This window comes from Fictibacillus terranigra (assembly GCF_030412265.1).
Lineage (GTDB): Bacteria > Bacillota > Bacilli > Bacillales > Fictibacillaceae > Fictibacillus_C > Fictibacillus_C terrinigri.
On the sequence record NZ_JAUHLN010000001.1, the window covers coordinates 732,823 to 757,314 of the forward strand.

The following is a 24,492-nucleotide window of genomic DNA, read 5'->3' on the forward strand; positions in this document are numbered from 1 at the left end:
GGGTATTTAATGGAAAATATTACAAACTGCTTGTCCCTGAACTATAATAAAAATGAAGCCAAATATTAAGGAGAATCCTTATTTATGATAAAATCTGTAATCTTTGATTTTGATGGCACGCTGGCTGACTCGAAGCGGGTGTTCCTATCGGTGTTTAATCAGCTGGCGGCAAAACATGGTTTTCGCAGAGTAGATCTAGAAGAGATGGAGTATTTAAGGAAGCTTTCAATGAGGGAAAGGATGAAGCAATTTGACTTCCCGGTGCATAAACTGCCAGCTTGGAGCACTGAATTTTACGAGCTGTATCATCAAGCGTCTGAGGAAGTGACACTGGTCCCCGGCATGGCTGAACTTTTATCGGAAGTAAACAGCAGGGGATATAAAACGGCCATTATATCCTCCAATTCCAGAAAGAACATCGATGCATTTCTAGATAGGAACAGGCTCAGTCCCATGGAAGAGGTCATTTGCTCGAACCGGCTGTTCGGAAAGGACCGCCATATTAAAAGCTATCTGAAAAGAACCGGTCTGGGAAAGGAAGAAGTGATCTACGTGGGTGATGAAGCCAGGGATATTGCCGCTTGCCGTAAATGCGGCATTAAAATCATCTGGGTCAGCTGGGGTTATGATGCAAGAGAGGCCGCTGAAAAAGAAAAACCGGATTTCATGGTGTATGAGCCTAAAGATATTTTAAAGGTCATACACTGAGCACATGATAAACCCTGCGTTAAGGACGCAGGGTTTTGACTTGCTGTTTTCGCTTCTTATAAGGCAGAGCTAAAAATGGCAGCTTTCGTTTATTGCCTTTATAGTGGATAATTTCAAGCAGCTGGTTTAATGCTTTCATCTGGTCAGGTTCATTCATGATATGGGCGCCTCCTCCTCTTCATATCAATCTATGAAACAGCAGAGGCAATATGCTTCTTTTTTCTCTAGGCTAAATATTCCTGATGAGTGACAGTGTTCAGTAAAATGTACTGTCCTTCGATTACAGCCGAGTAAAGCTTAGCCTCGCTTTCCAAAACACCAATCCTGACCAGCTTCTGCTGGATGTTCTTTTCGGAGGGCGGCACCTTGCTTGTCTCGTAAGGTCCTACGACCAACATATGCTTTGTGTCCATTCCGTCTTTTTTCAATAGTTTCAGCCGATTTAACAATTTCTTTTCAGAAGGGTATATGCCGATAACCCTGCGCGTATTCATGGACAAACCTCCTCAATAATCGCAAATATTTAAATGAATATTCTGTAAATTCCCGAAATAGTTACCCATTGAAACCTATTTCATAAAATTTTCATAGAGCTGCAGTTTTTACATGGCAGGGAGGTATGGTTTAGTACGATCGTCTGCAGGCTTTATACAGGGCGCTTGAGCTGTTTCAATGTGTTATAGTAAAAATGAGGAAGTATTTGAATAGATAGGGGTAGGCTTGTTATGGTTGAGGTGTTAATGGCAGCGCTTTTGCCGATTGTTTTACAGCTTATTTTTAACCGGGTGCTCTTTTCAAAGTATCTGCCTGTGTTCATCACGCTGCTTATTATGCTGTTTGCGTTTGATGGACAAAATCAGCCGTTTTATCTTCAGGCAACAGGATTATGTTCTCTGATGATCGGATATTGGCTTGGGTTGAACATATATAAGAAACAAGCACGCAAAATGAAATAAAAGCGTTCGCCTCAAGAAGGGGCGGACGCTTTTTTTCGCCAATAGCGAGCGGAATCCTTTAAAAATAAGAAAAGCAGTATCATAATATAGACCGAAACAACGCCGAGGCCGATGCGGCCGAAATGTAAAAGCTGAAGAAATACGGAAACGATCGTTGCGGCGTAAATTCCGCCGAGATATGTTTCCATTTGGTGATTTTGATAGAGCGCGGTAAGCCTCGCTCCCAGCTGGGCGCCGATCAATGCGCCAATAATTAATAATAGGCCCATGTGATAGTTGAGCGTGACCGACTGTGCGTAGGTGAGAAAACCGGCTGCAACAATAGCAAAAACACTCACGAGGCTCGTTCCTACGGCTTTTCTTGGCTGCAGCTTCAATACAGAAATCATCAGAGGCACCATGACAAAGCCGCCGCCGACCCCGAGGGTGGCAGAAAGGAACCCGCCGGTAAACCCGATCAGCAGGGCCTTCGGGATGGAAAAGGCACTTTCCGCTGGTGCTGCCGCTGGCTTTGTTCCTTTCTTTTTCCTGAGCAGCTGAACAGCAAAGTATCCCATAAGTATGATATATAAGGCTGGTATAACAATTTTATCCCAATGGTTTTCGCTAAGCCACATGACAACAGGGTGTGCTGCCTGTGTGGCAAGCACTCCAGACAAACCAAGGGTAATGGCTGTTTTCCAATAGATATTTTTCATGCGGAGATGGGCAAATACCCCTGAAACACTGGTCCCGATCGAATACATGAGACTGGTCGCAATTGCAGTGACCGGCTCATAGCCAAAAAGTATCAGCACAGGGGTCAAGATAAAGCCTCCCCCAAGTCCGAAAAAACCGGAAATAATTCCAACCGCAAGCCCCAGAAGAACATAAAGCAATTCCAAGATGCATTCTCCTTTAGACGTTCTGTCCAACATTCAAAGTGTACACCAAGCGGAGAGGGATGAAAATATATTTCACTTGATAAATTCGTTATTTCCAACATTTAACGCGCGAATATTTGTTCGTAAAAATTAGAGTTTTGCAGTTCAGCTGTGTTATAATCTTATTAGCAAAATTTAGGAACGGAGGTTGTGAAATGAGTGAGTCTTTTCAGCTTGTATCTTCTTACGAACCTCAGGGAGACCAGCCTGAAGCGATCCGGAAGCTGGTTCAGGGGATCAAAGAGAAGAAGCAAAAAATGACACTGCTTGGCGCTACAGGTACAGGTAAGACATTTACGGTTTCAAATGTCATAAAAGAGGTGAATAAACCAACGCTGGTTATCGCCCATAACAAAACATTGGCAGGGCAGCTGTACAGTGAGTTTAAAGAATTCTTTCCGAATAACGCGGTTGAATACTTTGTGAGCTACTATGATTACTATCAGCCGGAAGCTTACATCCCGCAGTCCGATACGTTCATCGAGAAGGACGCGAGCATCAACGACGAAATTGATAAGCTCAGACACAGTGCCACCTCCTCGCTTTTTGAACGGAAGGACGTAATCATCGTATCCAGCGTTTCATGCATTTATGGCCTCGGTTCGCCGGAGGAGTACAAGAGTATGGTCATTTCCTTGCGCACAGGCATGGAAAGAGACAGGGACCAGCTTCTTCGTGATCTGGTGGATATTCAGTACAACCGCAACGACATTAACTTCACACGCGGTACCTTCCGTGTACGCGGAGACGTAGTGGAAATCTTCCCCGCATCCCGTGATGAACGCTGCCTGCGGGTAGAGTTCTTTGGAGACGAGATCGACCGGATTACAGAGGTGGACGCCCTGACAGGAGAAATTGTCGGGGAGCGGAAGCATGTCGCGATCTTCCCGGCATCCCACTTTGTTACCCGTGAAGAAAAAATGAAACTGGCGATCCAGCGGATTGAAGCAGAGCTGGAGGAGCGGCTGAAGGAGCTCAATGATGCAGGAAAGCTTCTGGAGGCACAGCGGCTTGAACAGCGGACCCGCTATGATATAGAAATGATGAGTGAGATGGGATTCTGCTCAGGCATCGAAAACTATTCCCTGCACCTGACGCTTCGCCCGATCGGATCCACACCGTATACACTGCTTGATTATTTTCCAGATGATTCTATGATCGTCATCGATGAGTCCCATGTTACCCTGCCTCAGATCCGCGGTATGTATAACGGTGACCAGGCCAGAAAGAATGTGCTTGTAGAGCACGGCTTCCGTCTGCCGTCAGCCAAGGACAACCGTCCGCTGACGTTTGATGAATTTGAAGGAAAAGACAAGTTCCAGCATATTTATGTTTCTGCGACTCCAGGCCCTTATGAGGCGGAGCACGCGCCAGAACCGATCCAGCAGATCATCCGTCCGACAGGATTGCTGGATCCGACCATTGAAGTGAGGAAGAGCAAAGGCCAGATTGATGATCTTCTTGGAGAGATCAACGATCGTGTGGCGAAAAATGAACGGGTGCTCGTCACTACCCTTACGAAAAAAATGTCTGAGGATTTGACAGATTATCTGCAGGAAATGGGTATAAAGGTAAGATACCTCCATTCTGAAATCAAAACATTGGAGCGGATCCAGATCATCAGGGACCTCAGGCTCGGTGTGTTTGATGTGCTGGTAGGGATTAACCTTTTAAGAGAAGGATTGGATATTCCTGAGGTGTCACTGGTTACCATTCTGGATGCCGACAAGGAAGGATTCCTTCGTTCGGAAAGGTCACTCATCCAGACGATCGGCCGTGCAGCGCGTAACAGCAATGGCCACGTTATCATGTATGCAGACCATGTTACGAAGTCCATGGAGATCGCCATCGGCGAAACACAGAGGCGCCGCAACGTCCAATTGAAGTATAACGAGGAACACGGGATCACGCCGCAAACGATTAAAAAAGCAGTGCACGATGTCATCCGCGCCACAAAGGCGGCTGAGGAAGCGGAAGAATATACATCTAAAGCCCCTAAACAAAAAATGAGCAAAAAAGACCGCGAAGCATTTATCGAGCGTCTGGAAGTGGAAATGAAGGACGCAGCACGAAATCTGCAGTTTGAGCGGGCCGCAGAGCTTCGTGATATGATACTTGAGCTTAAGGCTGAAGGGTAAGGTGATTGTTGTTGTCTACCAACCAGAACATTATAGTAAAGGGTGCACGCGCCCATAATTTAAAGAATATAGATATTACGATTCCAAGGGATAAACTGGTCGTTCTGACCGGTTTATCCGGGTCAGGAAAATCCTCGCTGGCGTTTGATACGATCTATGCAGAAGGGCAGAGGCGCTATGTTGAGTCGTTATCTGCTTATGCCAGGCAGTTCCTGGGCCAGATGGATAAGCCCGATGTCGACTCGATCGAAGGACTGTCTCCTGCCATCTCGATCGACCAGAAAACGACCAGCCGGAACCCGCGTTCAACAGTTGGGACTGTAACAGAAATTTATGACTATCTCCGTCTCCTCTTCGCACGCATTGGCCGGCCGGTCTGCCCGAATCACGGCATTGAGATTACATCACAGACGATTGAACAGATGGTCGACCGTATTATCGAGTACCCTGAACGGACGAAGCTGCAGATTCTTGCGCCCGTTGTTTCAGGCCGCAAGGGTGAACACGTTAAAGTGCTCGAAGACATTAAAAAGCAGGGCTATGTCCGTGTAAGAGTTGACGGTGAACTTCGGGACATCGGCGAAGATATTAAGCTTGAAAAGAACAAGAAGCATTCCATCGATGTTGTCGTCGACCGTATTGTCGTAAAGGAAGGAATCGCCACACGTCTTGCTGATTCTCTTGAAACAGCGCTGAACCTTGCCAGCGGAACCGTTACGGTCGATGTGATGGGTGAGGAAGAACTCCTTTTCTCCCAAAACCATGCCTGCCCATATTGCGGTTTCTCAATCGGTGAACTTGAGCCGCGCCTGTTTTCCTTTAACAGCCCGTTCGGTGCATGCCCTTCATGTGACGGTCTTGGAATGAAGCTTGAGGTTGATCCTGAACTCGTCATCCCTGACTGGAGCCTGTCGCTGAATGAGAATGCGATTGCTCCCTGGACGCCTGTGAGCTCCCAGTACTACCCGCAGCTTCTGAAGAGTGTGTGCGGTCATTTTGGAATTGATATGGACGTTCCTGTTAAAGACCTGCCTAAAGATCAGCTCGATAAAGTCCTTTATGGCAGTGATACCGAGAGAATCCGTTTCCGGTATAAAAACGATTTTGGGCAAGTTAAAACGAATGATATTTATTTTGAAGGCGTTCTGGCTAACGTTGAACGCCGCTATAAAGAGACGGGTTCAGATTACATCCGGGAGCAGATGGAAGGCTACATGGGACAAAAAGCCTGTCCTTCATGCAAAGGGTACCGATTGAAAAAAGAAGCGCTGGCGGTACTAATCAACGGTCAGCATATCGGTGAAGCCACCGCTCTATCTGTGACCGAGGCGAAAGAATTCTTTGAAAATCTTGATCTAACAAACAAAGAGCGCGCGATCGCCCGCTTAATTTTGCGTGAGATCGTTGACCGGGTCGGCTTCCTTGTAAATGTGGGACTCGATTACCTTTCATTAAACCGTGCAGCTGGAACATTATCCGGAGGAGAAGCTCAGCGTATCCGGCTTGCCACACAGGTCGGCTCAAGGCTGATGGGTGTTCTGTATATCCTGGATGAGCCTTCAATCGGACTTCATCAGCGGGATAATGACCGGCTGATCCGCACACTTGAAGAGATGCGCAGCTTGGGGAATACTTTGATCGTCGTAGAACACGATGAGGATACGATGCTCGCTGCAGACTATATTATCGATATCGGACCAGGTGCGGGAGCTCATGGAGGAATGATCACTGCCCAAGGCTCCCCGAATGAAATTATGGATGATCCGAACTCCCTGACTGGACAATATCTTTCCGGCAAAAAGTTCATTCCGCTTCCAAAAGCGAGAAGGAAGCCGGACGGGAGGAACATCGAAGTCATCGGTGCTTCTGAAAACAATTTAAAAAACGTAAAGGTAAAAATTCCTCTTGGACTTTTTACAGGGGTAACCGGAGTGTCCGGTTCCGGAAAAAGTACGCTTGTTAATGAGATCCTGCATAAAGCATTGGCACAGAAGCTCCATAAGGCCAAGGTTAAACCGGGTGCGCATAAAGAAATCAGGGGCTTGGAGCACGTGGACAAGGTCATCGACATCGACCAGTCGCCGATTGGAAGGACACCGCGTTCCAATCCGGCTACCTATACAGGTGTTTTTGATGACATCCGGGATGTTTTTGCATCCACCAATGAAGCGAAGGTCCGCGGATACAAAAAAGGCCGTTTCAGCTTTAACGTAAAAGGCGGACGCTGTGAAGCCTGCCGTGGAGACGGGATTATCAAGATCGAGATGCACTTCCTTCCAGATGTTTATGTTCCTTGTGAAGTTTGCCACGGAAAAAGGTACAACCGCGAAACACTGGAAGTGAAATATAAAGGGAAAAACATTGCGGAAATTTTGGATATGACGGTTGAGGAGAGTGTGGATTTCTTTGCCAATATACCTAAGATCAACCGTAAGCTGGCTACGATTCTAGATGTTGGTCTTGGCTATATAAAACTTGGCCAGTCAGCGACGACCCTATCTGGCGGAGAAGCGCAGCGGGTGAAGCTTGCCTCTCAGCTCCATAAGCGTTCAACCGGTAAAACGATCTACATTCTGGATGAACCGACAACGGGGCTTCATGTAGATGATATCTCGCGTCTGTTGAAAGTCCTTCAAAGGCTCGTAGATAATGGGGATTCAGTCGTTGTGATCGAGCATAATCTCGATGTTATCAAACAATGTGACTACCTCATCGATCTTGGTCCCGAGGGCGGAGACAAAGGCGGAACAATTGTCGGCGCGGGTACGCCGGACAAATTAGCCGGCATCCCTGAGTCACATACGGGCCGTTATCTTGCTCCCATCCTCAAGCGGGACAAGAAACGCATGGACGCTGTTCTTCAACAAAAAGAATCAGTGACAAAATAAAAAACGAGTGCCAGGCACCGTGATTACACAAGTGTGTAATCGTGGTGCCTGGCACTTTTAATGTAAAAAAACAGCAGAGCTCTTCTATTTTTTTAGAAAAAGTAATAGCTTGTATAAAAGGTAATTTATGAGCACAACGAACAAACTTCCTACGACCGCCGCCAAGAGCCGTTCCCATGCGGAATAATCGGCGCTGGAATCTCCCAGTGCTCCGAATATGATGCCAGCCAGCATAAGGATGGTTAAAAAACTAAAGAAAGATTTTATCGCTTTTTGGGTTGAAAACATGTTATCCTCCATATTGATTTCCCTTACTCTCTCATTTCGAGTGAAGGCATGGGTGCAAAAAATAAGTATCCCTATCTAAGATAGCCTATAATAAGGGAAAAAAACAAATACACCTGTGAATTTTTAAAGGATGTATATTTCTTAAGTAGAATTAGAAGAAGTAGTCCTTTTCGTTGTTCTAGATTTCAGGAGGAGACACAGCATGAACCCAAATGTAAGACGTTTTGTATCGGCATTTTGTTATTTCAGCCTGTTTTTTGCACCCTTTCTTTTTCCGGCGGTCGTTTATTTTGCGGTTCCGGATCAAGAGGTGATCCAGCATGCCAAAAGAGCTTTTTTATCGCATCTTTTCCCGCTTATCGCGATACCGCTGGGGATTATCATCTCGGCTGAAACAGAGTTTAATATGAAGGCGATCATCGTGAGTGTGATCTTATTCGGCCTTACTTCATTAGCCATTATGGTGTGGAATATAATGCAGGGAATTAAAGTTTTTACCCGATAGTTGAATGTCAGCATGTATTGACCGGAACAGTAGAAAGCAGCCTAGAATCAGCCGGCGCCGGTTTTTTAAAACTTTGAAGGGGGCGTCAATTTCATATGGAAGAGCGAAAAATGATTTTAACCATGCTTAATGAAGGCAAGATTTCAGCTGAGGAAGCTGAGAAACTATTGCTCGCGGTTAACCATAAAAAAGGGTTTGCGCTGCCATCCGGGACGTTGACTAATAAATTAAAAAGTACAAAAAAGGATACTTCCAAGGGCTTTAAAATGGGGAAATTCATCAACAGAGTCGTTAAGCGGATCAAGACGGTTGATTTTGATCTGAACTTTGGTCCGCATGAGGACGTTCACTACATCTTTGAAGACCGTCATGTTATGTTTGAGGCCATTGATATCGACATTTATAATGGATCCATCACTGTTGTTCCTTGGGAGAGAAACGATGTTCAGATTGAATGTCAGGCGGAAGTCTATAAGATTCCGGAAGGCACAGCAGCAAAAACAAAGTTCCGCAACGAAACGTTTTATGATTGTGATGCCACCCGCCTGCGTTTTTACGCCCGAAATAAGCATCAGAAAGTAAATGCCGTCATCTCGGTCCCCAAAAAGATTTATCAGGAGATCAAGCTTGTGACGTTTAATGGCGGAATTAAAGTTGGCGATTGTGAAGGCCGGCAAATGGCTTTAAAAACTACGATTGGCTCGTTGTTCGTCAATAATTGCAGCGGAGAGAAGCTGAAGGCAGAAGCGTCCAACGGAAGCATTACCTTAAAGGAAAGCGAATGGAAAGAGCTCATTGCTGAGACCATGAATGGTCCGGTTCGCCTGAATGGAAAGGTGGATGACATCCGTATTGAAACCATTAATGGCTCGATCTATTATCGATTAGACGCTCCGGCGACTGGATATGCATCTTTAAAAACAGTCACGGGTAAAATAGAAGCAGAATTGCCTGAGTCACTTGAAGTAGAGGCCAGTTTAAAAACGTATGTCGGAGGCCTGGTCAGTGATTTTGACGGAATGGAAGTCTTGGAGCAAAAAAAGGAAGTAACGAAGAAGTTTCTTCGTTTTATTGCTAATAAAGGAAACGAACCGGCTTACCGGATGGAAGCGGAAGCCAAGACAGGATCCATCGCCATTCTGAAGGTTAAATAAAGGAGTGACACCATGAAAAGACTTGTTCGTTCGAGTGACCGGAAATTAGCAGGTGTATGCGGCGGGATTGCTGATTATTTCTCTGTGGATGCTACCATCATCCGCCTGATCTTCATTGTTGCTTTGATCGCAACGGCAGTAGCCCCTGTCGTTATCGGTTATTTGATTGCTATGCTTATCATTCCTGAAGAAAGTAGAGTGCAGTAAATGTTTAACTGGTTCATATCTTTACTTGTAAACACCGTTGTTCTCATGGTTGTTGCAGGCTATTATCCACCTTTTCACCTTGAAGGAGCGGGTGCTGCTTTTTTGGCGAGCGTCATCCTTTCCATCTTTAACTTATTTATTAAGCCTATATTGGTCTTGCTGACCCTGCCCGTCACTGTGCTCACATTCGGGCTGTTCCTTATCGTAATAAATGCTATCCTGCTCATGCTGACAGCACAGGTCATGGGGGATCAATTTGATATCGATGGATTTGGAGCCGCCTTTTTGGCAGCCATCATTATCGCCATTTTAAATCTGCTCATTCAAAACTTTATTATCGAACCTATGCAAAAAAAGAAGCGTTCCAACTAGGGGCGCTTTTTCAGATTAATCAATGAGGTGCGGTTCCAGGCACCTTAGAATTGGGGTAGAAAAAGCCTGCGGTGCCAGGAACCACGGATGGTTAAAAGTCAACGCGAAAATACCAAATGGGCAGCATGGGGAGGGGGTATACAGTGGAGACTCAAAGGCTGCGGTTCAGGCAGTACACGATGGACGATCTTGAGTTTTATGCGTCTTTGTGGGGACAGCCTGATGTTGTGCGATACATAGGCAGGGGATTAACCAAAACAAATAAGGAAGCATGGAAAAGTTTAGAGAATTGGATCCTTCCCGGATACAAGAATGGATTGGGACTTTATGTGATCCAGCTGAAGGAGACAGAGGAGCCGATCGGGCACGCTGGCCTGGTCCGGCAGGTCGTTGAGGGCCGGAAAGAGACGGAGATCGGCTACTGGCTGGCCAAACCCTATTGGGGGCAAGGGTTTGCTTCAGAAGCCGCCGCTTTTTTCACGTCCTATGGAAAAAATCAGCTAAAGTACGGCAGGCTGATCTCTCTCATTCATCCAAAGAATGCAGCGTCGATCGCTGTGGCGAAAAAACTGGGAATGGCCTATGAGAAAACGGTCTTCTTCAATGGAAACCGCACACGTGTTTATGCATCGGGAGAATAGCAGACACTAGGGCTGCAGGATGGTAAATTTTTTTCAAAAATGAATTTTGTTACCGTAATGTCCTTAGTGTTACAATAATAGTGGAATGGATGAAAAATAGGAGGAAACCATGGCGAAAGTACATACAAAAGAGTTGATCGATAAATTTCAGCTTGAACTGGTCAGCGGGGAAGAAGGCGTGCACCGTACCATTACGACCAGTGATATTTCCCGCCCCGGACTGGAGATGGCTGGGTATTATACCTATTACCCGGCGGAGCGCCTTCAGCTTCTTGGAAAGACGGAACTTTCTTTTATCAGTGAGCTGCCTTCGCAAATTCGCAGACAGCGGCTGGAGCAGCTGTGCACAGATGAAACACCGGGCATCATCATCTCTCGTGAAATGGAAGTGCCAAAAGAGCTCCTGATAGCCTCTCATGGGACAGGCGTGCCGATCATGCGGACGAAAATGACCACCACCCGCCTGTCGAGCCGACTGACCAATTATCTGGAAAGCCGTCTTGCACCAATGACCGCTGTTCATGGTGTTTTAGTTGATATATATGGAATCGGAGTGCTTATTAAAGGAGACAGCGGGGTAGGAAAAAGTGAAACCGCACTAGAGCTAGTGAAACGGGGCCATCGCCTCGTTGCGGATGATTCGGTAGAAATCCGCCAGGAAGATGAAGAGACACTCGTGGGGAGTGCACCCGAGCTCATCCAGCATCTGCTCGAGATCCGCGGTCTTGGCATCATAAATGTCATGACGCTGTTTGGTGCGGGAGCAGTCCGTAACTATAAAAAGATTTCTCTCATTATCAACCTGGAAACGTGGGATTCCAAAAAGGTCTACGATCGTCTGGGTCTTGAGGAAGAGACCATGCCGATACTTGACACTGAGGTGCCGATTCTAACGGTGCCTGTTCGGCCGGGACGCAACCTTGCTGTCATTATAGAAGTTGCTGCGATGAACTTCCGCCTGAAACGGATGGGTATGAATGCAGCCAAGCAGTTTAACGACAGATTGACAGATGCGATCGCATCAGGAGACGATGAAGATTTATAATCATAGAAAAGAAAGAAAAAAGGAAGTGGAAACGTGGACTCTAGTATTCAACCGATCGACAGGGTTGCTTTAGAACTAGGCCCCATAACCGTCTATTGGTATGGGGTGATCATCGGGCTTGGAGCTTTGCTCGGCCTTTGGATTGCCGTCAGGGAATCTGAACGCCGCGGGCTCGGAAAAGATGCGTTCGTGGACGTCGTCATGTGGGCGGTGCCGATAGCGATCATCTGTGCGCGCATTTATTATGTCTCATTTGAGTGGGACTTTTACAGCAAGCATCCCAATAAAATCGTCGCGATCTGGGAAGGGGGCATCGCCATTCATGGTGCGCTCATCGGATCATTTTTAACAGCTTTTATTTTTTCAAAAATGAGCGGCATCTCCTTCTGGAAGCTTGCGGACATCGCAGCACCGAGCATCATACTGGGACAGGGAATCGGGCGCTGGGGCAACTTTATGAATCAGGAGGCACATGGCGGGCCGGTGAGCCGGAGCTTTTTGGAGAATACGCTGCATCTTCCGGATTTTATCGTGAATCAGATGTACATTAACGGATCGTACTATCACCCTACTTTTTTATATGAATCACTTTGGGATTTAGCCGGATTTGTGATCCTCATGTTACTGAGAAAAGCAAACCTTAAACGGGGAGAGCTGTTTTTCAGCTATGTGATCTGGTACTCCATCGGGAGATTTTTCGTTGAAGGATTGCGGACGGATAGCCTGATGCTGACATCAAACTTAAGGATCGCCCAAGTGATCTCACTCGTCCTGATCGTCTTGTCGGTCAGTTTAATCATCTATCGACGCAAAACGGGCATGTCCGAGAAACGCTACCTGGAAGGGTGAGCCGCTCGGCTGACCTTTACATAAAACAAAAAACAAGAAAGGAATTCTTATGAAAATCAATACGGCTTTATTTGATTTAGACGGAACACTCATTAATACGAACGAGCTGATCATTGCCTCCTATCTTCACACGCTTGATAAGTTTTTTCCAGAACAGTACAACCGTGAACATATCATTCCCCTGATGGGTATGCCTCTGACAGAGACGATGGAACTCTTTGATAAGAACCAAGTGAAGGAACTCATAGAAACTTACAAAGATCATAACCTCTCTCATCACGATGAACTCGTTACAGAGTTTGAAGGGGTTATTGAAACGATAGAGACGCTGCATAAGAATGGCTATAAACTAGGTATCGTAACAACGAAAATGAGGAACTCGGTTCATTTGGGCCTTAAACTCGCAGGCCTTGACCGTTTCTTTGAGACGATCGTTACGCTCGATGATGTAGAGCGAGCGAAGCCGGATGCTGAACCTGTGGAAAAAGCGCTGGCACTGCTAAATGCTAAACCAGAGGAAGCGATCATGATCGGCGACAGCAAGTATGATATTCTATCAGGAAAAAATGCAGGCACTAAAACAGCAGGGGTGGCCTGGACCATTCGAGGCCGAGAATATCTTGAAGAATTTTCGCCGGATTATATGCTTGATCACATGACAGACCTACTTGCTATTTTAGGGGAGAACTAAATTGAGGAAGACGGAACGGTATGCTGTCCAAGGCAAAAACTCACTCTACCAGGTCTATGCGACCGTGCCTTTTTGGAAGGTAGCGAAAAATTTCGTTGCCATCCAGGTATCGCGCTATACGCCCTTCCTGCCCGTGAAAAACTGGATCTGTCGGACGTTTCTTGGAATGAAGGTAGGAGAGGATACGGCAGTCGCTTTGATGGTCATGCTGGATGTCATGTTTCCCGAACGGATTTCGATTGGCAGAAACACGGTGATCGGCTATAACACGACCATTCTCGCTCATGAATATTTAATTCGGGAGTACCGGCTTGGTGATGTGATCATTGGTGATGAAGTGATGATCGGTGCGAACAGCACAATCCTCCCGGGAGTGACGATTGGAAACGGTGCCGTTGTTTCAGCCGGTACACTCGTTCATAAAGATGTGCCGGAAGGAGCCTTTGTCGGCGGGAACCCCATGCAGATCATTTATACGAAAGAGGAAATGGAAGGCCGGGAGCGGGAAAAAAGTTGAATTTTGTCGTGCTTTCGGCTCTTGGGTTTTTATGATGAAAGGAGTATACTAGTAACAAGACAACTCGGTAAGCAGGAGGGAAGAAATTTGAATCGGAAGTCTTTTTCCATATTTTTTGTAAGAGATACATTCAAAGTAGGCCATCTCATGGATGATTGCTCCATGAGTCAGCATTCTGCATCCCAAGCCAGCAACAACACAGAACTTCTTGCAACTAGAGACGCTTACCGTTTTCGCACCGCAGTTTCCCGGTTAAAGGGAAGCTCGTTTGTTAAGCACTATGAGCTGCATGACGATAAAGCCAGGATCTATTATTTTGGAGATTTTGCATCCTATCGCAGGCTGGTTCCGTATTCCGCACTAGCGAAAGAAGACTACCTACACTACTTAGGCACTGAAGGCGCAGTGTACCAACTACTCCTTGATTCCACGGTTTATCTGCTGAAAGAACTCCATTTCCTTAATCATGTAACCATCGAAATTCCGAACCATGGCAAAATATATACAGTGAATGTTTCACGAAAAGAATTAGACGAACACCTGGATTGCAGCCTGTCTGAAATGAAGGACGGACATCATCACCGGTTTTATTTATTGTACCGCGATTTAGAAGTTAAGAAGTTTGTCTCTCAATTTGTAAAAGTAAGGCGGCTGCGCAGAAAACATTAAATTCTACTTGGAAAAATCAATGCTTGCAAAGGCGTTGATTTTTTTTATTTTGTTTAAAATACGGCCGTTCAAGGAATTCCGCATCATTTAGAGAAATAACTAAGGTAGCTGAAATGGAGGGTTTGACATGGAAAAGATGGTGGGAACGGTAAAAGAATTGATCGGAGCGTCCGAGTGCCTCAAGGGTTTTTCCGTGATGAAGGAGCTGAGAACGGCACTGTCCCAGGAGTATCTGTAGCTCATCAGTTCCATGTCCAAGGAGGGATACCGTCTTTTTGCCCTTGAACACGAAGGAATAACAGCAGCTGCAGCTGGTATTATCATACGAACCAATTTTTATAATAAAAAGCATATTTTTGTCTATGATCTCGTCACTCTTGCGGATTACCGATCAAAGGGGTGTGGAGAAAAACTGCTGGATTATGTGCATCATTGGGCGAATGAACAGGGCTGCGAATTTGCTACACTGGAGTCCGGTATTCAGAGGAAAGATGCCCATCGTTTCTATGAAAACAAGATGGGCTATGAACGCTATTCTATTCTTTTCGGAAAATACTGTAGGGAAACCGCCGAGAAAAATTAAGGCTACTATTCTTTCTGGAAAGAAATTGTGATGATCTATGGAAGCAGCGATTCCATCGTGTCTGCATTCAGAGGGCCGATATGGAGCTGAGCAACTCTGCCGCTTTTGTCGATAACATAGGTCGTAGGCAGGGTAAAAGCATGATATTTGCGACTGACTTTTCCCTGTTCATCCAACAATACCGGGAAGGTGACATGATGTGTTTGGGCAAATGCTCTGGCAGCTGTTCTTGAATCTTCAGACGTAAGATTCACTGCCAAAATGACCGCATCCCTGCCGCCGTGTTTCTTTTGAAACCGCTGCATTTCCGGGATCTCAGCCTGGCACGGAGGGCACCAGCTTGCCCAAAAATTAAGGAAGACTGTTTTTCCTTTATACTGGGAAAGGGAGAGTGTCCTTCCGTCAATTGTTTTCAGTGTAAACTCAGGCGGGATGTTGCCCCTTTTCAATCCTGATATTCCTGCTTCAGCGGCTGGGTAACTCTTCTCTCCGAATGGCGCTGCAGAGAATGAAAACAGAGCAAGAGCTGCAAAAACGATGGAGCTAAGTCTATGCACACGTTTGTTTTTCATGAATACAAGAACCATAAACAGCCCGAATACAACGGTGAAAAGCGCAGTGGACAAGATCGTTCTTTCACAGAACGCATGAACACCTCCATAGAACAGGTAGAAGGCAGCTCCAGAGAGTGTGCCAGTGGATAACAACAAGGATACTGAAGCATTCGATCTGCTCAAAGAAACGAATACATACGAACCTGCTGTGATCACTCCCAAAACCAACCCCGGTGTGCCTCCTGAAAAATAAAGAAGGGAACTGGGATGCCTGAACGTCAGCAATGGATGAAAAATGAAATAGCTGATCTTCCAAATGATCAGCAACAGGGTTACAGCATTCCATAAGAGATGGATTTCTGCAAACGCGGCCTTTTCCTTTTTTGCTTTAACATGCACCACTGCATAAGCAAACATTCCAGATAACAAGAGGAGCAAAAGCTGAGAGTTTAAATGCAGGGAACCCAGCTGAATAACTTCCGGCATCGGCCTTCACCGCCTTCTTCTAAACATAAGTGTTAGTCTTACTATTACCTTATCCATGGAAAAGGACAAGTATGTTAGAGAAAATACAAAAAGGAGAACGTTTTAGCACATAAAAAGAAGAAGGAAATGAACCAGTTCATCTCCTTCGCCTGTGTTTTATAAACCTTTCAACTTAATCCAAGTCAGCTGTTACAGAAGATAAAACCCGACACCCATGATCAGGTAGGCTGCAAGAAGGGTCAAGCCTTCGAACCAGTTGGTATCCCCGTCATTCGTCAGGGAGATGGTTAGGAACACGGCTAAAACCATTGAGACGAGTTCAGGCAGGGAGAAGACGAGTGACATCTGCTTTTCGAACAATGCGGAAGCCAGAACAAGAACAGGAGCAACAAACATGGCGATCTGCAATGTGGAACCGACGGCGATTTCCACGGTCACGCCAACTTTGTTCTTGTAAGCCATCAATACTGCCGAGGCATGTTCAGCGGCGTTACCGACGATCGCGACGATGATGATCCCGATGAAGACTTCACTCCAGCCAAGTGTTTTTCCTACTTCTTCAAACGTGTGAACGAGGTTTTCTGAAATGTACGCAACTGCTAAAGTGGCGAGAAATAATATAATAATCGATTTCTTCTTTGTCCACTCTGCGGTTTCTTCTTCATCATGCGGCCCCGTTTCTTCTTCATAAGCATAAACACCGCGGTGGGTCACAAGCTTAAAATAGAGGGCTGCCAAGTAGAGGAAAATCATGATGGCTGACACCCAAACGCTCAATGTAAAAGATTCGTGGTTATCAAGCGTCAATGAGAAAACCTCAGGGAAAACAAAAGCTACGACAATGGCAAAAATCATTAATCCTGCGTTGTGCTGGGCATCATGCACATTAAATTTTTGCCGTTTAAACTTTAATCCGCCGATAAAGAAAGAAAGTCCCCCTACAAGCAAAAGGTTCCCCAAGACTGAACCTGTTAAAGAAGCGAGCACGACCGAAACTAATCCAGCTTTTAAGGCAAAAATAGAAATGATCAGCTCTACAGCATTGCCGAAGGTGGCGTTCAGGAGCCCTCCGATCCTTGGGCCGACCGTAATGGCGAGACTCTCCGTTGCTCTTCCCATGAAGGAAGCAAGAGCAATAATCGTGAAGCAATAAATAATGAATGATGCAACTGCCGGCCAATGCAACAGGCTGGCGGCCACTGATAAAGGAATTCCTAATATAATTCCGATGAAAAAAATACGATTAACCAATATGTATGCTCCTTTATAGTAGTGTTTTTTTCGTGTAATACTAAATTGTCTTCAAGATGTATCCTTTTGTTGCAGCTCCCATCAAGTATTCCCTTTTTCACTCGTATGTAACGTATTTTATCGATAAATTGGGATAGCCTGCAAGCTATTCCTTTTCTGCTCTTTCGGTTGACGAATCTATAAAAGAAGTGTAGACTACAACGTATATTTTATCTTGGTAGTATATTAGCGAACTAAAGCATAGTGAAGGTGTGAGACGATGTCAAAGCCGTTTGTATTCGAAAAGCCAATGGGGATGAGAGATACTCTTCCCTTACTATATCAAGTAAAACAGCAGGTTCGTCAGGTGATGGAACAAGAAATTAAAGGCTGGGGGTATCAGTTCATTCAGACCCCTACATTAGAATATTATGACACGGTAGGCGAAGCATCTGCCATCCTGGATCAGCAGCTCTTCAAACTCCTGGATTCAGAAGGGAAGACACTCGTCCTAAGACCGGACATGACGGCCCCGATCGCCCGTGTGGTTTCTTCCAGTATGAAAAATGTTTCGTATCCTATCCGTTTGGCATATGATTCGGCTGTTTTCCGTTCACAGCAGCGGGAGGGCGGCCGGCCGGCGGAATTTGAACAAGTGGGCGTTGAACTGATCGGTGACGGAACTTCAAGTGCGGATGCAGAAGTCATCGCACTCATGGTGTCCGCTCTCTCTAAAGCTGGACTGGATGAATTTAAAGTGGCCGTGGGACATATCGGCTTTCTTAATGAACTTTTTCTTGAAGTCCTTGGAAATGCAGAAAGAGCAGAAGAGCTTTTGAGGTTTTTATATGAAAAAAATTATGTCGGCTACGCCAGCCATGTGAAAAACCTGGCACTGTCGTCCATCGATAAAAAGCGATTGCTCGACCTGCTTCAGCTGCGTGGAAGCGAAGAAATCCTGGAAGAGGCCAAACAAATCGCGGCAGCCGGCGGGCAAAAGGCAGTCGCTGATCTGCAGGAGCTATTCTCTATTTTAGAAATGTATGGAGTAAAAGATAAAGTGTTCCTCGATTTTACTCTCTTCAGCCATATGAGCTATTACACGGGAATCGTATTTGAAGGCTATACGAAAGAACTCGGTTTCCCGTTATGCAGCGGAGGAAGATATGATCAGCTGCTCGATGAATTTGGCAGGAGTGCTCAGGCTATTGGATTCGGGATACGCCTTGATTACTTAATCGAGGCACTGGACGTGAAGGAGCCTGTCAACCCCCGTACATGCATCGTATTTAGTCCGGAACGGAGAAAAGAAGCAATCGTAAAATCAAGAGAGCTTCGCGAAAAAGGGAAGTCTGCGGTTGTACAAGATATATCAGGTGTTGGAAATGTGGATGAATACAGCGGACGTTTCGAAGAAGTCATTTATTATATCGGTAAACCGGTGAAAGGGGAGGTAAAATGAGCAGCTTATTAACGGTAGCCATGCCTAAGGGGCGTATTTTTCAGGAAGCGGTAGAGCTTTTGCGCCAGGCGGATTATCCGCTGCCTCCCGAATTTGAAGATTCCAGAAAACTCATTATTGAATTAGAAGAAGCAGGAATGCGGTTTATCCTGGCCAAGCCGATGGACGTTCCGACTTATGTGGAACATGGGGTTGCCGATGTTGGGATCGCAGGGAAAGATGTGATGCTTGAAGAGGAACGGGACGTATATGAAGTCCTTGATTTAAAGATCAGCGACTGTTATCTCGCAGTGGCCGGCCTTCCCGGACAGAAGGAAAACTCGGTTGCTCCCAAGATCGCAACGAAATATCCGAATGTAGCGGCACAGTATTTCAGAGAGCAGGGAGAACAGGTGGAGATCATCAAATTAAATGGTTCCATCGAGCTGGCTCCGCTGATCGGACTCGCAGATCGCATCGTGGATATTGTTTCGACCGGAAGAACGTTAAAGGAAAACGGCCTGGTAGAAATGGAAAAAATCCAGGGGATTACTTCCAGGATGATCGTTAACCCGGCCAGCTACCGAATGAAATCAGGGGTGATCGATGAGCTGGTCGAACGCCTCAGCAAAGTGGTGGAGAGCAAGGAGGAAGTACTGTGAAGATTGAGCGGGCGGTAGACATAAAAACTTTAAAGCGAAGCATCGATCAGGACTCTGAAGCTCAGCTGCTTTCTGTCCAGGACATTTTAAACCAGGTGAAGGAACAAGGAGATGCCGCGCTTTTTGAGCTGACCGGGAAGTTCGACGGGGTGATGCTCGAGGAACTGCGGGTGTCACCAGAAGAAATTCAGCAGGCCTATCAGGAAATGGACGATGAATTGGTCGAAATCATAAAAGAAGCCGCAAAGAACATCGAGGAGTACCATGTTCAGCAAAAAAAGCAATCGTGGTTCTTCACACGGCCGGACGGTACAATGCTCGGACAGAAGATAATACCTCTCGATTCGGTAGGAGTCTATGTTCCCGGGGGTACTGCAGCATATCCATCTTCCGTGCTTATGGGTGTAACTCCGGCAAAAGTCGCCGGCGTAGAGCGGATCGTGCTGGTTTCACCACCTGACAAAAACGGTAAGCTCCCGGCAGGTGTACTGGTAGCGGCCAATGAAAGCGGTGTGGCTGCAATCTTTAAAATCGGAGGGGCACAGGCGATAGGAGCGCTGGCGTATGGTACGGAAACGATCAAGAGCGTGGATAAAATCGTCGGGCCCGGAAATCTTTATGTGGCGCTGGCCAAACGTGAAGTATTCGGTACAGTTGATATTGACATGATCGCTGGCCCGAGTGAAATCGCTGTTTTGGCGGATGGAACCGCCAATCCTGCCTATATTGCTGCCGACCTGCTGTCACAGGCTGAACATGATCCGAGATCAGCCTCTGTCTTGGTTACCACGTCAGAAGCACTGGCAGAGCAAGTGGCTAAGGAAGTGGACAAACAGCTCCAGACCCTTCCTCGAAGAGAGATTGCAGAACGAGCAATACGCGATTATGGAGCCATCTATCTCGTGGAGAGCTTGAAAGATGGCATCGATTTGATCAATGAGATCGCTCCGGAGCATTTGGAGGTTATGACGCAAAACCCGACGGAACTGCTGGGGCAAATCAAACATGCGGGCGCTATCTTTCTCGGTCCGAACAGCTCAGAGCCTGTTGGCGATTATTTTGCCGGCAGCAACCACGTCTTGCCGACGAGCGGAACCGCACGTTTTTCATCCCCGCTTAATGTAGACGATTTTACGAAAAAATCAAGTGTCATCATGTACAGTGAAAGAGCGATCCAGGATAACGCGAAAAAAATTGCCGCATTCGCCCGGCTTGAAGGACTTGAAGCACACGCACGGGCTGTGGAGAAACGATTGGAGGAAAAGGAAGATGAGTAACCGAACCTATTCAATAGAAAGAAATACAAAAGAAACCCAGATTGCTCTGAAGTTTTCTATTGATGGAGAGGGAGTGGCAGAAATTGATACGCCTGTTCCTTTCCTGAACCACATGCTGGACGGGTTTACCCGCCATGGACTATTTGATCTGACTGTGAAAGCTGCGGGCGACACGGAAATTGATGACCACCATACGACGGAGGACGTCGGAATCTGTCTTGGAACAGCGATAAAAGAAGCGCTTGGTGATAAAAAGGGAATCAAACGTTACGGGAACGCTTTTGTTCCGATGGATGAAACCCTTGCCCAGGTAGCCATCGATTTGAGCAACCGTCCTCATCTGGAGTTTCGTGCAGAATTTCCTTCTCAAAAGGTTGGAACATTTGATACGGAGCTTGTGCACGAGTTCTTCTGGAAGCTTGCACTGGAAGCTCGAATGAATCTTCATGTGATTGTTCACTACGGCACTAACACCCATCATATGATTGAAGCTGTCTTTAAAGCGTTCGCGAAGGCATTGGATGAGGCGACCCTCATCGATCCCCGCGTGAAGGGTGTTCCCTCAACAAAGGGGATGTTGTAGATGATCGGGATCATTGATTACGGAATGGGGAACCTTCACTCCGTCAGTTCAGCCTTGAAACGTCTGGATCAGCCTTATTTTCTGTCGGATCGAAAAGAAGAGCTCGCAAAAGCGGATAAGCTTCTTCTTCCGGGTGTCGGCTCGTTTAGGGATGCGATGAGCATTTTAAATGGAACTGGATTAGCAGATTTTATAAAAGCCGAAGCGGCGGCAGGAAAGCCTCTTCTCGGTATATGCCTCGGCATGCAGCTTCTTTTTGAAGAAAGCGCAGAAAATGGCATCACCAAGGGGTTGGGTCTGCTTCCAGGAACGGCAGAACGGTTCTCAGGAGTAACGTGCAGCGGGGAGACGTACAAAGTACCGCATATGGGCTGGAATAAACTTGAGTACAACCGGACGTCTCCTCTCACTGAAAATCTGGATGAAGGCTATGTTTATTTTGTTCATTCCTACGCCGTTCAGACGGATGACAGCGCGTGTGTGATCGCCCAGGCACATTACGGTGACCGAAGCGTGCCAGCGGTGGTCGGGCAAAACAACATATTCGGAACACAATTTCATCCGGAAAAAAGTTCAGAGACCGGCATGACGATTCTAAGCAATTTTTGCAAACTGGCAGAGGGGGCGAAAGCATGAGTGAATTTATATTGTATCCGGCCATTGATATGCGCGGCGGCAAATGCGTGAGGCTGCTGCAGGGAGATTATAGCCAGGAAACCGTGTATGGGGACTCCCCTTTTGATATGGCAAAGCAATTCGCGGAAGCAGGTGCAAAGTGGATCCATATGGTCGATCTCGATGGGGCGAAGGCTGGAGAACGGGTCAACCATCAGCATGCTGTCCGAGTCGCCAAGGAACTTGAGGTTTCTGTACAAGTTGGGGGAGGCATACGCACCGAAGAGGATGTGGCTTTCTATCTGGAAGAGGGAGTGGACCGGGTGATCTTAGGAAGCGCAGCGATCTCAGATCCAGCGTTTGTAATGAAAATGCTTCGTACGTATGGAGAGCAAATTGCGGTCGGAATCGATGCTCGAGAAGGGTATGTGGCGACAGAAGGATGGCTGATTAATTCAGAGATAAAGGCTTCAGACCTGGCTGAGCGGCTGGCTGCTGAAGGAGCCGAAACGTTTATTTTTACCGATATTTCAAAGGACGGCACACTTCAAGGGCCGAACACAGAAGCCATTGGACAGCTTGCCGGTTTAACTGGTAAAAACGTGATCGCATCCGGAGGGATCAGCTCATTGGAGGATCTTCAAGTACTGAAAAACGATCACAGGGGCATCGGCGGTGCGATAATTGGAAAAGCCCTGTACACAGGCCGGTTTACATTACAGGAAGCACTGGAGAAGGTGAAATAAATGCTGACAAAACGAATCATTCCCTGCCTGGATGTCAAAGAGGGCAGGGTGGTAAAAGGCGTTCAGTTCGTCAACCTCATTGATGCGGGCGATCCGGTCGAACTTGCTGCCTTTTATGACCGGGAAGGCGCGGATGAGCTTGTCTTTCTTGATATTTCTGCCTCTCACGAAGGCCGCCAGACGATGATTGACGTGGTTGAACGGGTGGCGAGCCAGCTGGCCATCCCTTTTACGGTAGGGGGAGGCATCAATTCCCTTGAAGACATGAAACGTGTGCTGCGTGCAGGCGCCGACAAGGTGTCCGTGAATACGGCCGCTCTTTTGCGTCCTGAACTTATTACGGAGGGCGCTGATTACTTCGGTTCTCAATGTATCGTCACGGCCATCGATGCCAAGTATGATGAAACTCTTGGTTCGTGGCGTGTCTACACACACGGCGGCAGAAAACCGACCGAGTGGGAAGTGACCGCCTGGGCGAAAGAGGCAGTGAAACGGGGTTCGGGCGAGATTCTGCTGACAAGCATGGACCAGGATGGAGAGAAGAGCGGATTTAACCTGAAACTCACGAAGGCAGTAAGTGAAGCCGTTACGGTCCCAGTGATCGCATCTGGCGGAGCTGGAAACGCACAGCATTTTTACGAAGCCTTCACTGAAGGAAAAGCAGATGCGGGGCTTGCTGCCAGCATCTTTCACTACAAAGAAACGTCAGTAAGGGAAGTAAAGAGAGAGTTAAAAGGAAAAGGAATGGTGATCCGATGAAAGTGTCTTCCGTAAAGTTTGATGAAAAAGGGCTGGTGCCCGCGATTGTTCAGGATGCCCGTACGAAAACGGTACTCACCCTTGCCTATATGAATGAAGAATCATTGAAAAAAACACTCGAGATTGGTGAAACGGTATTCTACAGCCGTTCCCGCCAGGAGCTCTGGCACAAGGGCGCCACATCCGGCAATATACAGAAAGTAGTGGATATCCGCATGGACTGCGACCAGGATGCCCTCGTCGTGTTTGTTGATCCACAAGGGCCGGCGTGCCATACGGGAGCAGAGAGTTGTTTTTCTAGCGAGGCTTCGCTTCGAGGTTCGGTGACAGCCGCCAACGTGCCGGCGGCCGATGGAACTACGTCGTACGGCGATGTGGTTCCGGGCAAGGCAGGAGGTAAATCTCCTGAAATACTTAATGTGCTGCAGCGGCTGATCGCTCAGAGAGAACAGCAGATGCCAGAAGGGGCGTACACCACGTATCTTTTCGATAAAGGGGTGGACAAGATCTTGAAGAAGGTCGGAGAAGAGGCTTCAGAAGTGATCATTGCCGCTAAAAACCACGACAAGGAAGAACTGAAATGGGAAGCAGCCGACCTGATCTACCATCTGCTTGTTCTTTTGCAGGAACAAAAGCTTCCGTTTGCTGAGGTTTTAGGTGTTTTAGAGGAACGCCATACCTCCAAGGATCGAAAATAGTGAGTAAATATGAAGCCGCCGGGTTGTCCGGCGGCTTTTTTGTGATGGGGAAATGCATAGTTAATTGAGCCCAACAAATCGATCCGTTCTGAATATTCAGACTTTTCTCCGCGCACGACTTCCCATAAACAAACATACGAATCAGTAAAATAACCATTGGAATAAACTTGAAATCCGCCTCCGAATACACTAAACTAGGGAGAAACTAAACGAGAAATAAGTAATGAGAGGAATGAGTAGTAGTTGTCTCCCTGTTTCAGAGAGCCGGTGGGTGGTGGAAACCGGTACACAGACAGGTACGAATTAC

At 46.8% G+C, this 24,492-nt stretch carries 29 protein-coding genes and 1 other annotated feature (1 of these 30 only partly in view); of the genes, 23 read left to right on the forward strand and 6 right to left on the reverse strand.

Going from position 1 to position 24,492, the window contains the following annotated elements; genetic code table 11:
• The first annotated feature begins 84 nt into the window (after positions 1–84).
• A complete protein-coding gene (locus tag QYF49_RS03540) occupies positions 85–708 on the forward strand; it encodes an HAD-IA family hydrolase (protein WP_290398239.1) in 624 nt (207 codons plus the stop codon).
• Positions 709–727: 19 nt separating this feature from the next.
• Here QYF49_RS03540 and QYF49_RS03545 read toward each other — a convergent pair whose 3' ends face one another.
• On the reverse strand, positions 728–865 hold the full coding sequence (locus QYF49_RS03545; RefSeq protein ID WP_290398240.1) for a hypothetical protein: 138 nt from the start codon (positions 863–865) through the stop codon (positions 728–730).
• Positions 866–932: 67 nt separating this feature from the next.
• Positions 933–1,202 (reverse strand): hypothetical protein, encoded by a 270-nt coding sequence (locus QYF49_RS03550; protein ID WP_290398241.1) that lies wholly within the window; start codon positions 1,200–1,202, stop codon positions 933–935.
• Between the two features lie 231 nt (positions 1,203–1,433).
• Here QYF49_RS03550 and QYF49_RS03555 point away from each other — a divergent pair, with 231 nt between their 5' ends.
• Positions 1,434–1,664 (forward strand): DUF2198 family protein, encoded by a 231-nt coding sequence (locus QYF49_RS03555; RefSeq protein WP_290398242.1) that lies wholly within the window; start codon positions 1,434–1,436, stop codon positions 1,662–1,664.
• Between the two features lie 11 nt (positions 1,665–1,675).
• On the opposite strand, the gene QYF49_RS03560 is transcribed toward QYF49_RS03555, so the two are convergent.
• Positions 1,676–2,548 (reverse strand): sulfite exporter TauE/SafE family protein, encoded by an 873-nt coding sequence (locus tag QYF49_RS03560; protein ID WP_290398243.1) that lies wholly within the window; start codon positions 2,546–2,548, stop codon positions 1,676–1,678.
• Between the two features lie 194 nt (positions 2,549–2,742).
• Between QYF49_RS03560 and uvrB the strand changes: the two genes are divergently transcribed.
• Entirely contained in the window at positions 2,743–4,725 is a 1,983-nt protein-coding gene (gene uvrB, locus QYF49_RS03565; protein ID WP_290398244.1) for an excinuclease ABC subunit UvrB, read from the forward strand.
• An 11-nt stretch (positions 4,726–4,736) separates the two neighbouring features.
• On the forward strand, positions 4,737–7,613 hold the full coding sequence (gene uvrA / locus QYF49_RS03570) for an excinuclease ABC subunit UvrA (RefSeq protein ID WP_425589539.1): 2,877 nt from the start codon (positions 4,737–4,739) through the stop codon (positions 7,611–7,613).
• 84 nt (positions 7,614–7,697) lie between these two features.
• Here uvrA and QYF49_RS03575 read toward each other — a convergent pair whose 3' ends face one another.
• Positions 7,698–7,901 (reverse strand): hypothetical protein, encoded by a 204-nt coding sequence (locus QYF49_RS03575; RefSeq protein ID WP_290398245.1) that lies wholly within the window; start codon positions 7,899–7,901, stop codon positions 7,698–7,700.
• A gap of 202 nt (positions 7,902–8,103) precedes the next feature.
• Between QYF49_RS03575 and QYF49_RS03580 the strand changes: the two genes are divergently transcribed.
• The 11 genes from QYF49_RS03580 to QYF49_RS03630 all read left to right on the forward strand — a co-directional run bounded on the left by QYF49_RS03580 (position 8,104) and on the right by QYF49_RS03630 (position 15,134).
• A complete protein-coding gene (locus QYF49_RS03580) occupies positions 8,104–8,406 on the forward strand; it encodes a hypothetical protein (RefSeq protein ID WP_290398246.1) in 303 nt (100 codons plus the stop codon).
• Between the two features lie 95 nt (positions 8,407–8,501).
• On the forward strand, positions 8,502–9,560 hold the full coding sequence (locus QYF49_RS03585) for a DUF4097 family beta strand repeat-containing protein (RefSeq protein ID WP_290398247.1): 1,059 nt from the start codon (positions 8,502–8,504) through the stop codon (positions 9,558–9,560).
• A gap of 12 nt (positions 9,561–9,572) precedes the next feature.
• The gene (locus QYF49_RS03590; RefSeq protein WP_290398248.1) at positions 9,573–9,767 is read left to right on the forward strand and encodes a PspC domain-containing protein; all 195 of its coding nucleotides are present in this window, start codon (positions 9,573–9,575) and stop codon (positions 9,765–9,767) included.
• Positions 9,768–10,139 carry a phage holin family protein gene (locus QYF49_RS03595; protein WP_290398249.1) on the forward strand — a complete coding sequence of 124 codons (372 nt, stop codon included), beginning with the start codon at positions 9,768–9,770 and terminating at the stop codon, positions 10,137–10,139.
• Positions 10,140–10,264: 125 nt separating this feature from the next.
• Positions 10,265–10,780, forward strand: coding sequence for a GNAT family N-acetyltransferase (locus QYF49_RS03600; protein ID WP_290398250.1), 516 nt, complete (start codon positions 10,265–10,267; stop codon positions 10,778–10,780).
• A gap of 109 nt (positions 10,781–10,889) precedes the next feature.
• The gene (gene hprK / locus QYF49_RS03605) at positions 10,890–11,825 is read left to right on the forward strand and encodes an HPr(Ser) kinase/phosphatase (protein WP_290398251.1); all 936 of its coding nucleotides are present in this window, start codon (positions 10,890–10,892) and stop codon (positions 11,823–11,825) included.
• 33 nt (positions 11,826–11,858) lie between these two features.
• Complete coding sequence (lgt, locus tag QYF49_RS03610) at positions 11,859–12,674, forward strand: prolipoprotein diacylglyceryl transferase (protein WP_290398252.1); 816 nt, start codon at positions 11,859–11,861, stop codon at positions 12,672–12,674.
• A 49-nt stretch (positions 12,675–12,723) separates the two neighbouring features.
• Positions 12,724–13,365, forward strand: coding sequence for a pyrophosphatase PpaX (ppaX, locus tag QYF49_RS03615; protein ID WP_290398253.1), 642 nt, complete (start codon positions 12,724–12,726; stop codon positions 13,363–13,365).
• Between the two features lies 1 nt (position 13,366).
• Positions 13,367–13,882 carry an acyltransferase gene (locus tag QYF49_RS03620; protein ID WP_290398254.1) on the forward strand — a complete coding sequence of 172 codons (516 nt, stop codon included), beginning with the start codon at positions 13,367–13,369 and terminating at the stop codon, positions 13,880–13,882.
• Positions 13,883–13,969: 87 nt separating this feature from the next.
• Positions 13,970–14,551 (forward strand): hypothetical protein, encoded by a 582-nt coding sequence (locus QYF49_RS03625; RefSeq protein WP_290398255.1) that lies wholly within the window; start codon positions 13,970–13,972, stop codon positions 14,549–14,551.
• 250 nt (positions 14,552–14,801) lie between these two features.
• The gene (locus QYF49_RS03630; RefSeq protein WP_290398256.1) at positions 14,802–15,134 is read left to right on the forward strand and encodes a GNAT family N-acetyltransferase; all 333 of its coding nucleotides are present in this window, start codon (positions 14,802–14,804) and stop codon (positions 15,132–15,134) included.
• Between the two features lie 35 nt (positions 15,135–15,169).
• Here QYF49_RS03630 and QYF49_RS03635 read toward each other — a convergent pair whose 3' ends face one another.
• Positions 15,170–16,174 (reverse strand): TlpA disulfide reductase family protein, encoded by a 1,005-nt coding sequence (locus tag QYF49_RS03635; protein WP_290398257.1) that lies wholly within the window; start codon positions 16,172–16,174, stop codon positions 15,170–15,172.
• Between the two features lie 189 nt (positions 16,175–16,363).
• Complete coding sequence (gene cax, locus QYF49_RS03640; protein ID WP_290398258.1) at positions 16,364–17,425, reverse strand: calcium/proton exchanger; 1,062 nt, start codon at positions 17,423–17,425, stop codon at positions 16,364–16,366.
• A 259-nt stretch (positions 17,426–17,684) separates the two neighbouring features.
• Between cax and QYF49_RS03645 the strand changes: the two genes are divergently transcribed.
• Genes QYF49_RS03645 through hisIE form a run of 8 tightly spaced genes read left to right on the forward strand, consistent with a single transcriptional unit; the run spans position 17,685 to position 24,185 of the window.
• Positions 17,685–18,866 carry an ATP phosphoribosyltransferase regulatory subunit gene (locus QYF49_RS03645; RefSeq protein WP_290398259.1) on the forward strand — a complete coding sequence of 394 codons (1,182 nt, stop codon included), beginning with the start codon at positions 17,685–17,687 and terminating at the stop codon, positions 18,864–18,866.
• Positions 18,863–19,507 (forward strand): ATP phosphoribosyltransferase, encoded by a 645-nt coding sequence (gene hisG / locus QYF49_RS03650; RefSeq protein ID WP_290398260.1) that lies wholly within the window; start codon positions 18,863–18,865, stop codon positions 19,505–19,507. Before QYF49_RS03645 ends, hisG begins: the two co-directional genes overlap by 4 nt.
• Positions 19,504–20,784: a histidinol dehydrogenase gene (gene hisD / locus QYF49_RS03655; RefSeq protein WP_290398261.1), complete on the forward strand. Its 1,281-nt coding sequence runs from the start codon at positions 19,504–19,506 to the stop codon at positions 20,782–20,784. Before hisG ends, hisD begins: the two co-directional genes overlap by 4 nt.
• Positions 20,777–21,367, forward strand: coding sequence for an imidazoleglycerol-phosphate dehydratase HisB (gene hisB / locus QYF49_RS03660; RefSeq protein WP_290398262.1), 591 nt, complete (start codon positions 20,777–20,779; stop codon positions 21,365–21,367). Before hisD ends, hisB begins: the two co-directional genes overlap by 8 nt.
• On the forward strand, positions 21,368–22,003 hold the full coding sequence (gene hisH, locus QYF49_RS03665) for an imidazole glycerol phosphate synthase subunit HisH (protein WP_290398263.1): 636 nt from the start codon (positions 21,368–21,370) through the stop codon (positions 22,001–22,003).
• Positions 22,000–22,728, forward strand: coding sequence for a 1-(5-phosphoribosyl)-5-[(5-phosphoribosylamino)methylideneamino]imidazole-4-carboxamide isomerase (gene hisA, locus QYF49_RS03670; protein ID WP_290398264.1), 729 nt, complete (start codon positions 22,000–22,002; stop codon positions 22,726–22,728). The genes hisH and hisA overlap by 4 nt, the downstream gene beginning before the upstream one ends.
• Positions 22,729–23,487, forward strand: a complete 759-nt coding sequence (gene hisF / locus QYF49_RS03675) for an imidazole glycerol phosphate synthase subunit HisF (protein ID WP_290398265.1) — start codon at positions 22,729–22,731, stop codon at positions 23,485–23,487. It begins immediately after the preceding gene.
• Entirely contained in the window at positions 23,484–24,185 is a 702-nt protein-coding gene (gene hisIE, locus QYF49_RS03680) for a bifunctional phosphoribosyl-AMP cyclohydrolase/phosphoribosyl-ATP diphosphatase HisIE (RefSeq protein WP_290398266.1), read from the forward strand. The genes hisF and hisIE overlap by 4 nt, the downstream gene beginning before the upstream one ends.
• Before the next feature lie 214 nt (positions 24,186–24,399).
• Positions 24,400–24,492 (forward strand) — a binding site (T-box leader); it runs 140 nt beyond the window's last position.

Excerpts from the sequence above, each read along its gene's own strand:
- QYF49_RS03555 (WP_290398242.1), top strand. The coding sequence starts at position 1,434 with ATGGTTGAGGTGTTAATGGCAGCGCTTTTGCCGATTGTTTTACAGCTT.
- hisF (WP_290398265.1), top strand. The coding sequence starts at position 22,729 with ATGCTGACAAAACGAATCATTCCCTGCCTGGATGTCAAAGAGGGCAGG.
- QYF49_RS03575 (WP_290398245.1), bottom strand. The coding sequence starts at position 7,901 with ATGTTTTCAACCCAAAAAGCGATAAAATCTTTCTTTAGTTTTTTAACC.
- hisB (WP_290398262.1), top strand. The coding sequence starts at position 20,777 with ATGAGTAACCGAACCTATTCAATAGAAAGAAATACAAAAGAAACCCAG.
- hisG (WP_290398260.1), top strand. The coding sequence starts at position 18,863 with ATGAGCAGCTTATTAACGGTAGCCATGCCTAAGGGGCGTATTTTTCAG.
- uvrB (WP_290398244.1), top strand. The coding sequence starts at position 2,743 with ATGAGTGAGTCTTTTCAGCTTGTATCTTCTTACGAACCTCAGGGAGAC.
- hisIE (WP_290398266.1), top strand. The coding sequence starts at position 23,484 with ATGAAAGTGTCTTCCGTAAAGTTTGATGAAAAAGGGCTGGTGCCCGCG.
- QYF49_RS03630 (WP_290398256.1), top strand. The coding sequence starts at position 14,802 with ATGTCCAAGGAGGGATACCGTCTTTTTGCCCTTGAACACGAAGGAATA.
- QYF49_RS03540 (WP_290398239.1), top strand. The coding sequence starts at position 85 with ATGATAAAATCTGTAATCTTTGATTTTGATGGCACGCTGGCTGACTCG.
- hisA (WP_290398264.1), top strand. The coding sequence starts at position 22,000 with ATGAGTGAATTTATATTGTATCCGGCCATTGATATGCGCGGCGGCAAA.
- QYF49_RS03645 (WP_290398259.1), top strand. The coding sequence starts at position 17,685 with ATGTCAAAGCCGTTTGTATTCGAAAAGCCAATGGGGATGAGAGATACT.
- ppaX (WP_290398253.1), top strand. The coding sequence starts at position 12,724 with ATGAAAATCAATACGGCTTTATTTGATTTAGACGGAACACTCATTAAT.
- QYF49_RS03635 (WP_290398257.1), bottom strand. The coding sequence starts at position 16,174 with ATGCCGGAAGTTATTCAGCTGGGTTCCCTGCATTTAAACTCTCAGCTT.
- QYF49_RS03580 (WP_290398246.1), top strand. The coding sequence starts at position 8,104 with ATGAACCCAAATGTAAGACGTTTTGTATCGGCATTTTGTTATTTCAGC.
- hprK (WP_290398251.1), top strand. The coding sequence starts at position 10,890 with ATGGCGAAAGTACATACAAAAGAGTTGATCGATAAATTTCAGCTTGAA.
- QYF49_RS03590 (WP_290398248.1), top strand. The coding sequence starts at position 9,573 with ATGAAAAGACTTGTTCGTTCGAGTGACCGGAAATTAGCAGGTGTATGC.
- QYF49_RS03600 (WP_290398250.1), top strand. The coding sequence starts at position 10,265 with ATGGGGAGGGGGTATACAGTGGAGACTCAAAGGCTGCGGTTCAGGCAG.
- QYF49_RS03595 (WP_290398249.1), top strand. The coding sequence starts at position 9,768 with ATGTTTAACTGGTTCATATCTTTACTTGTAAACACCGTTGTTCTCATG.
- hisH (WP_290398263.1), top strand. The coding sequence starts at position 21,368 with ATGATCGGGATCATTGATTACGGAATGGGGAACCTTCACTCCGTCAGT.
- QYF49_RS03545 (WP_290398240.1), bottom strand. The coding sequence starts at position 865 with ATGAATGAACCTGACCAGATGAAAGCATTAAACCAGCTGCTTGAAATT.
- QYF49_RS03585 (WP_290398247.1), top strand. The coding sequence starts at position 8,502 with ATGGAAGAGCGAAAAATGATTTTAACCATGCTTAATGAAGGCAAGATT.
- QYF49_RS03550 (WP_290398241.1), bottom strand. The coding sequence starts at position 1,202 with ATGAATACGCGCAGGGTTATCGGCATATACCCTTCTGAAAAGAAATTG.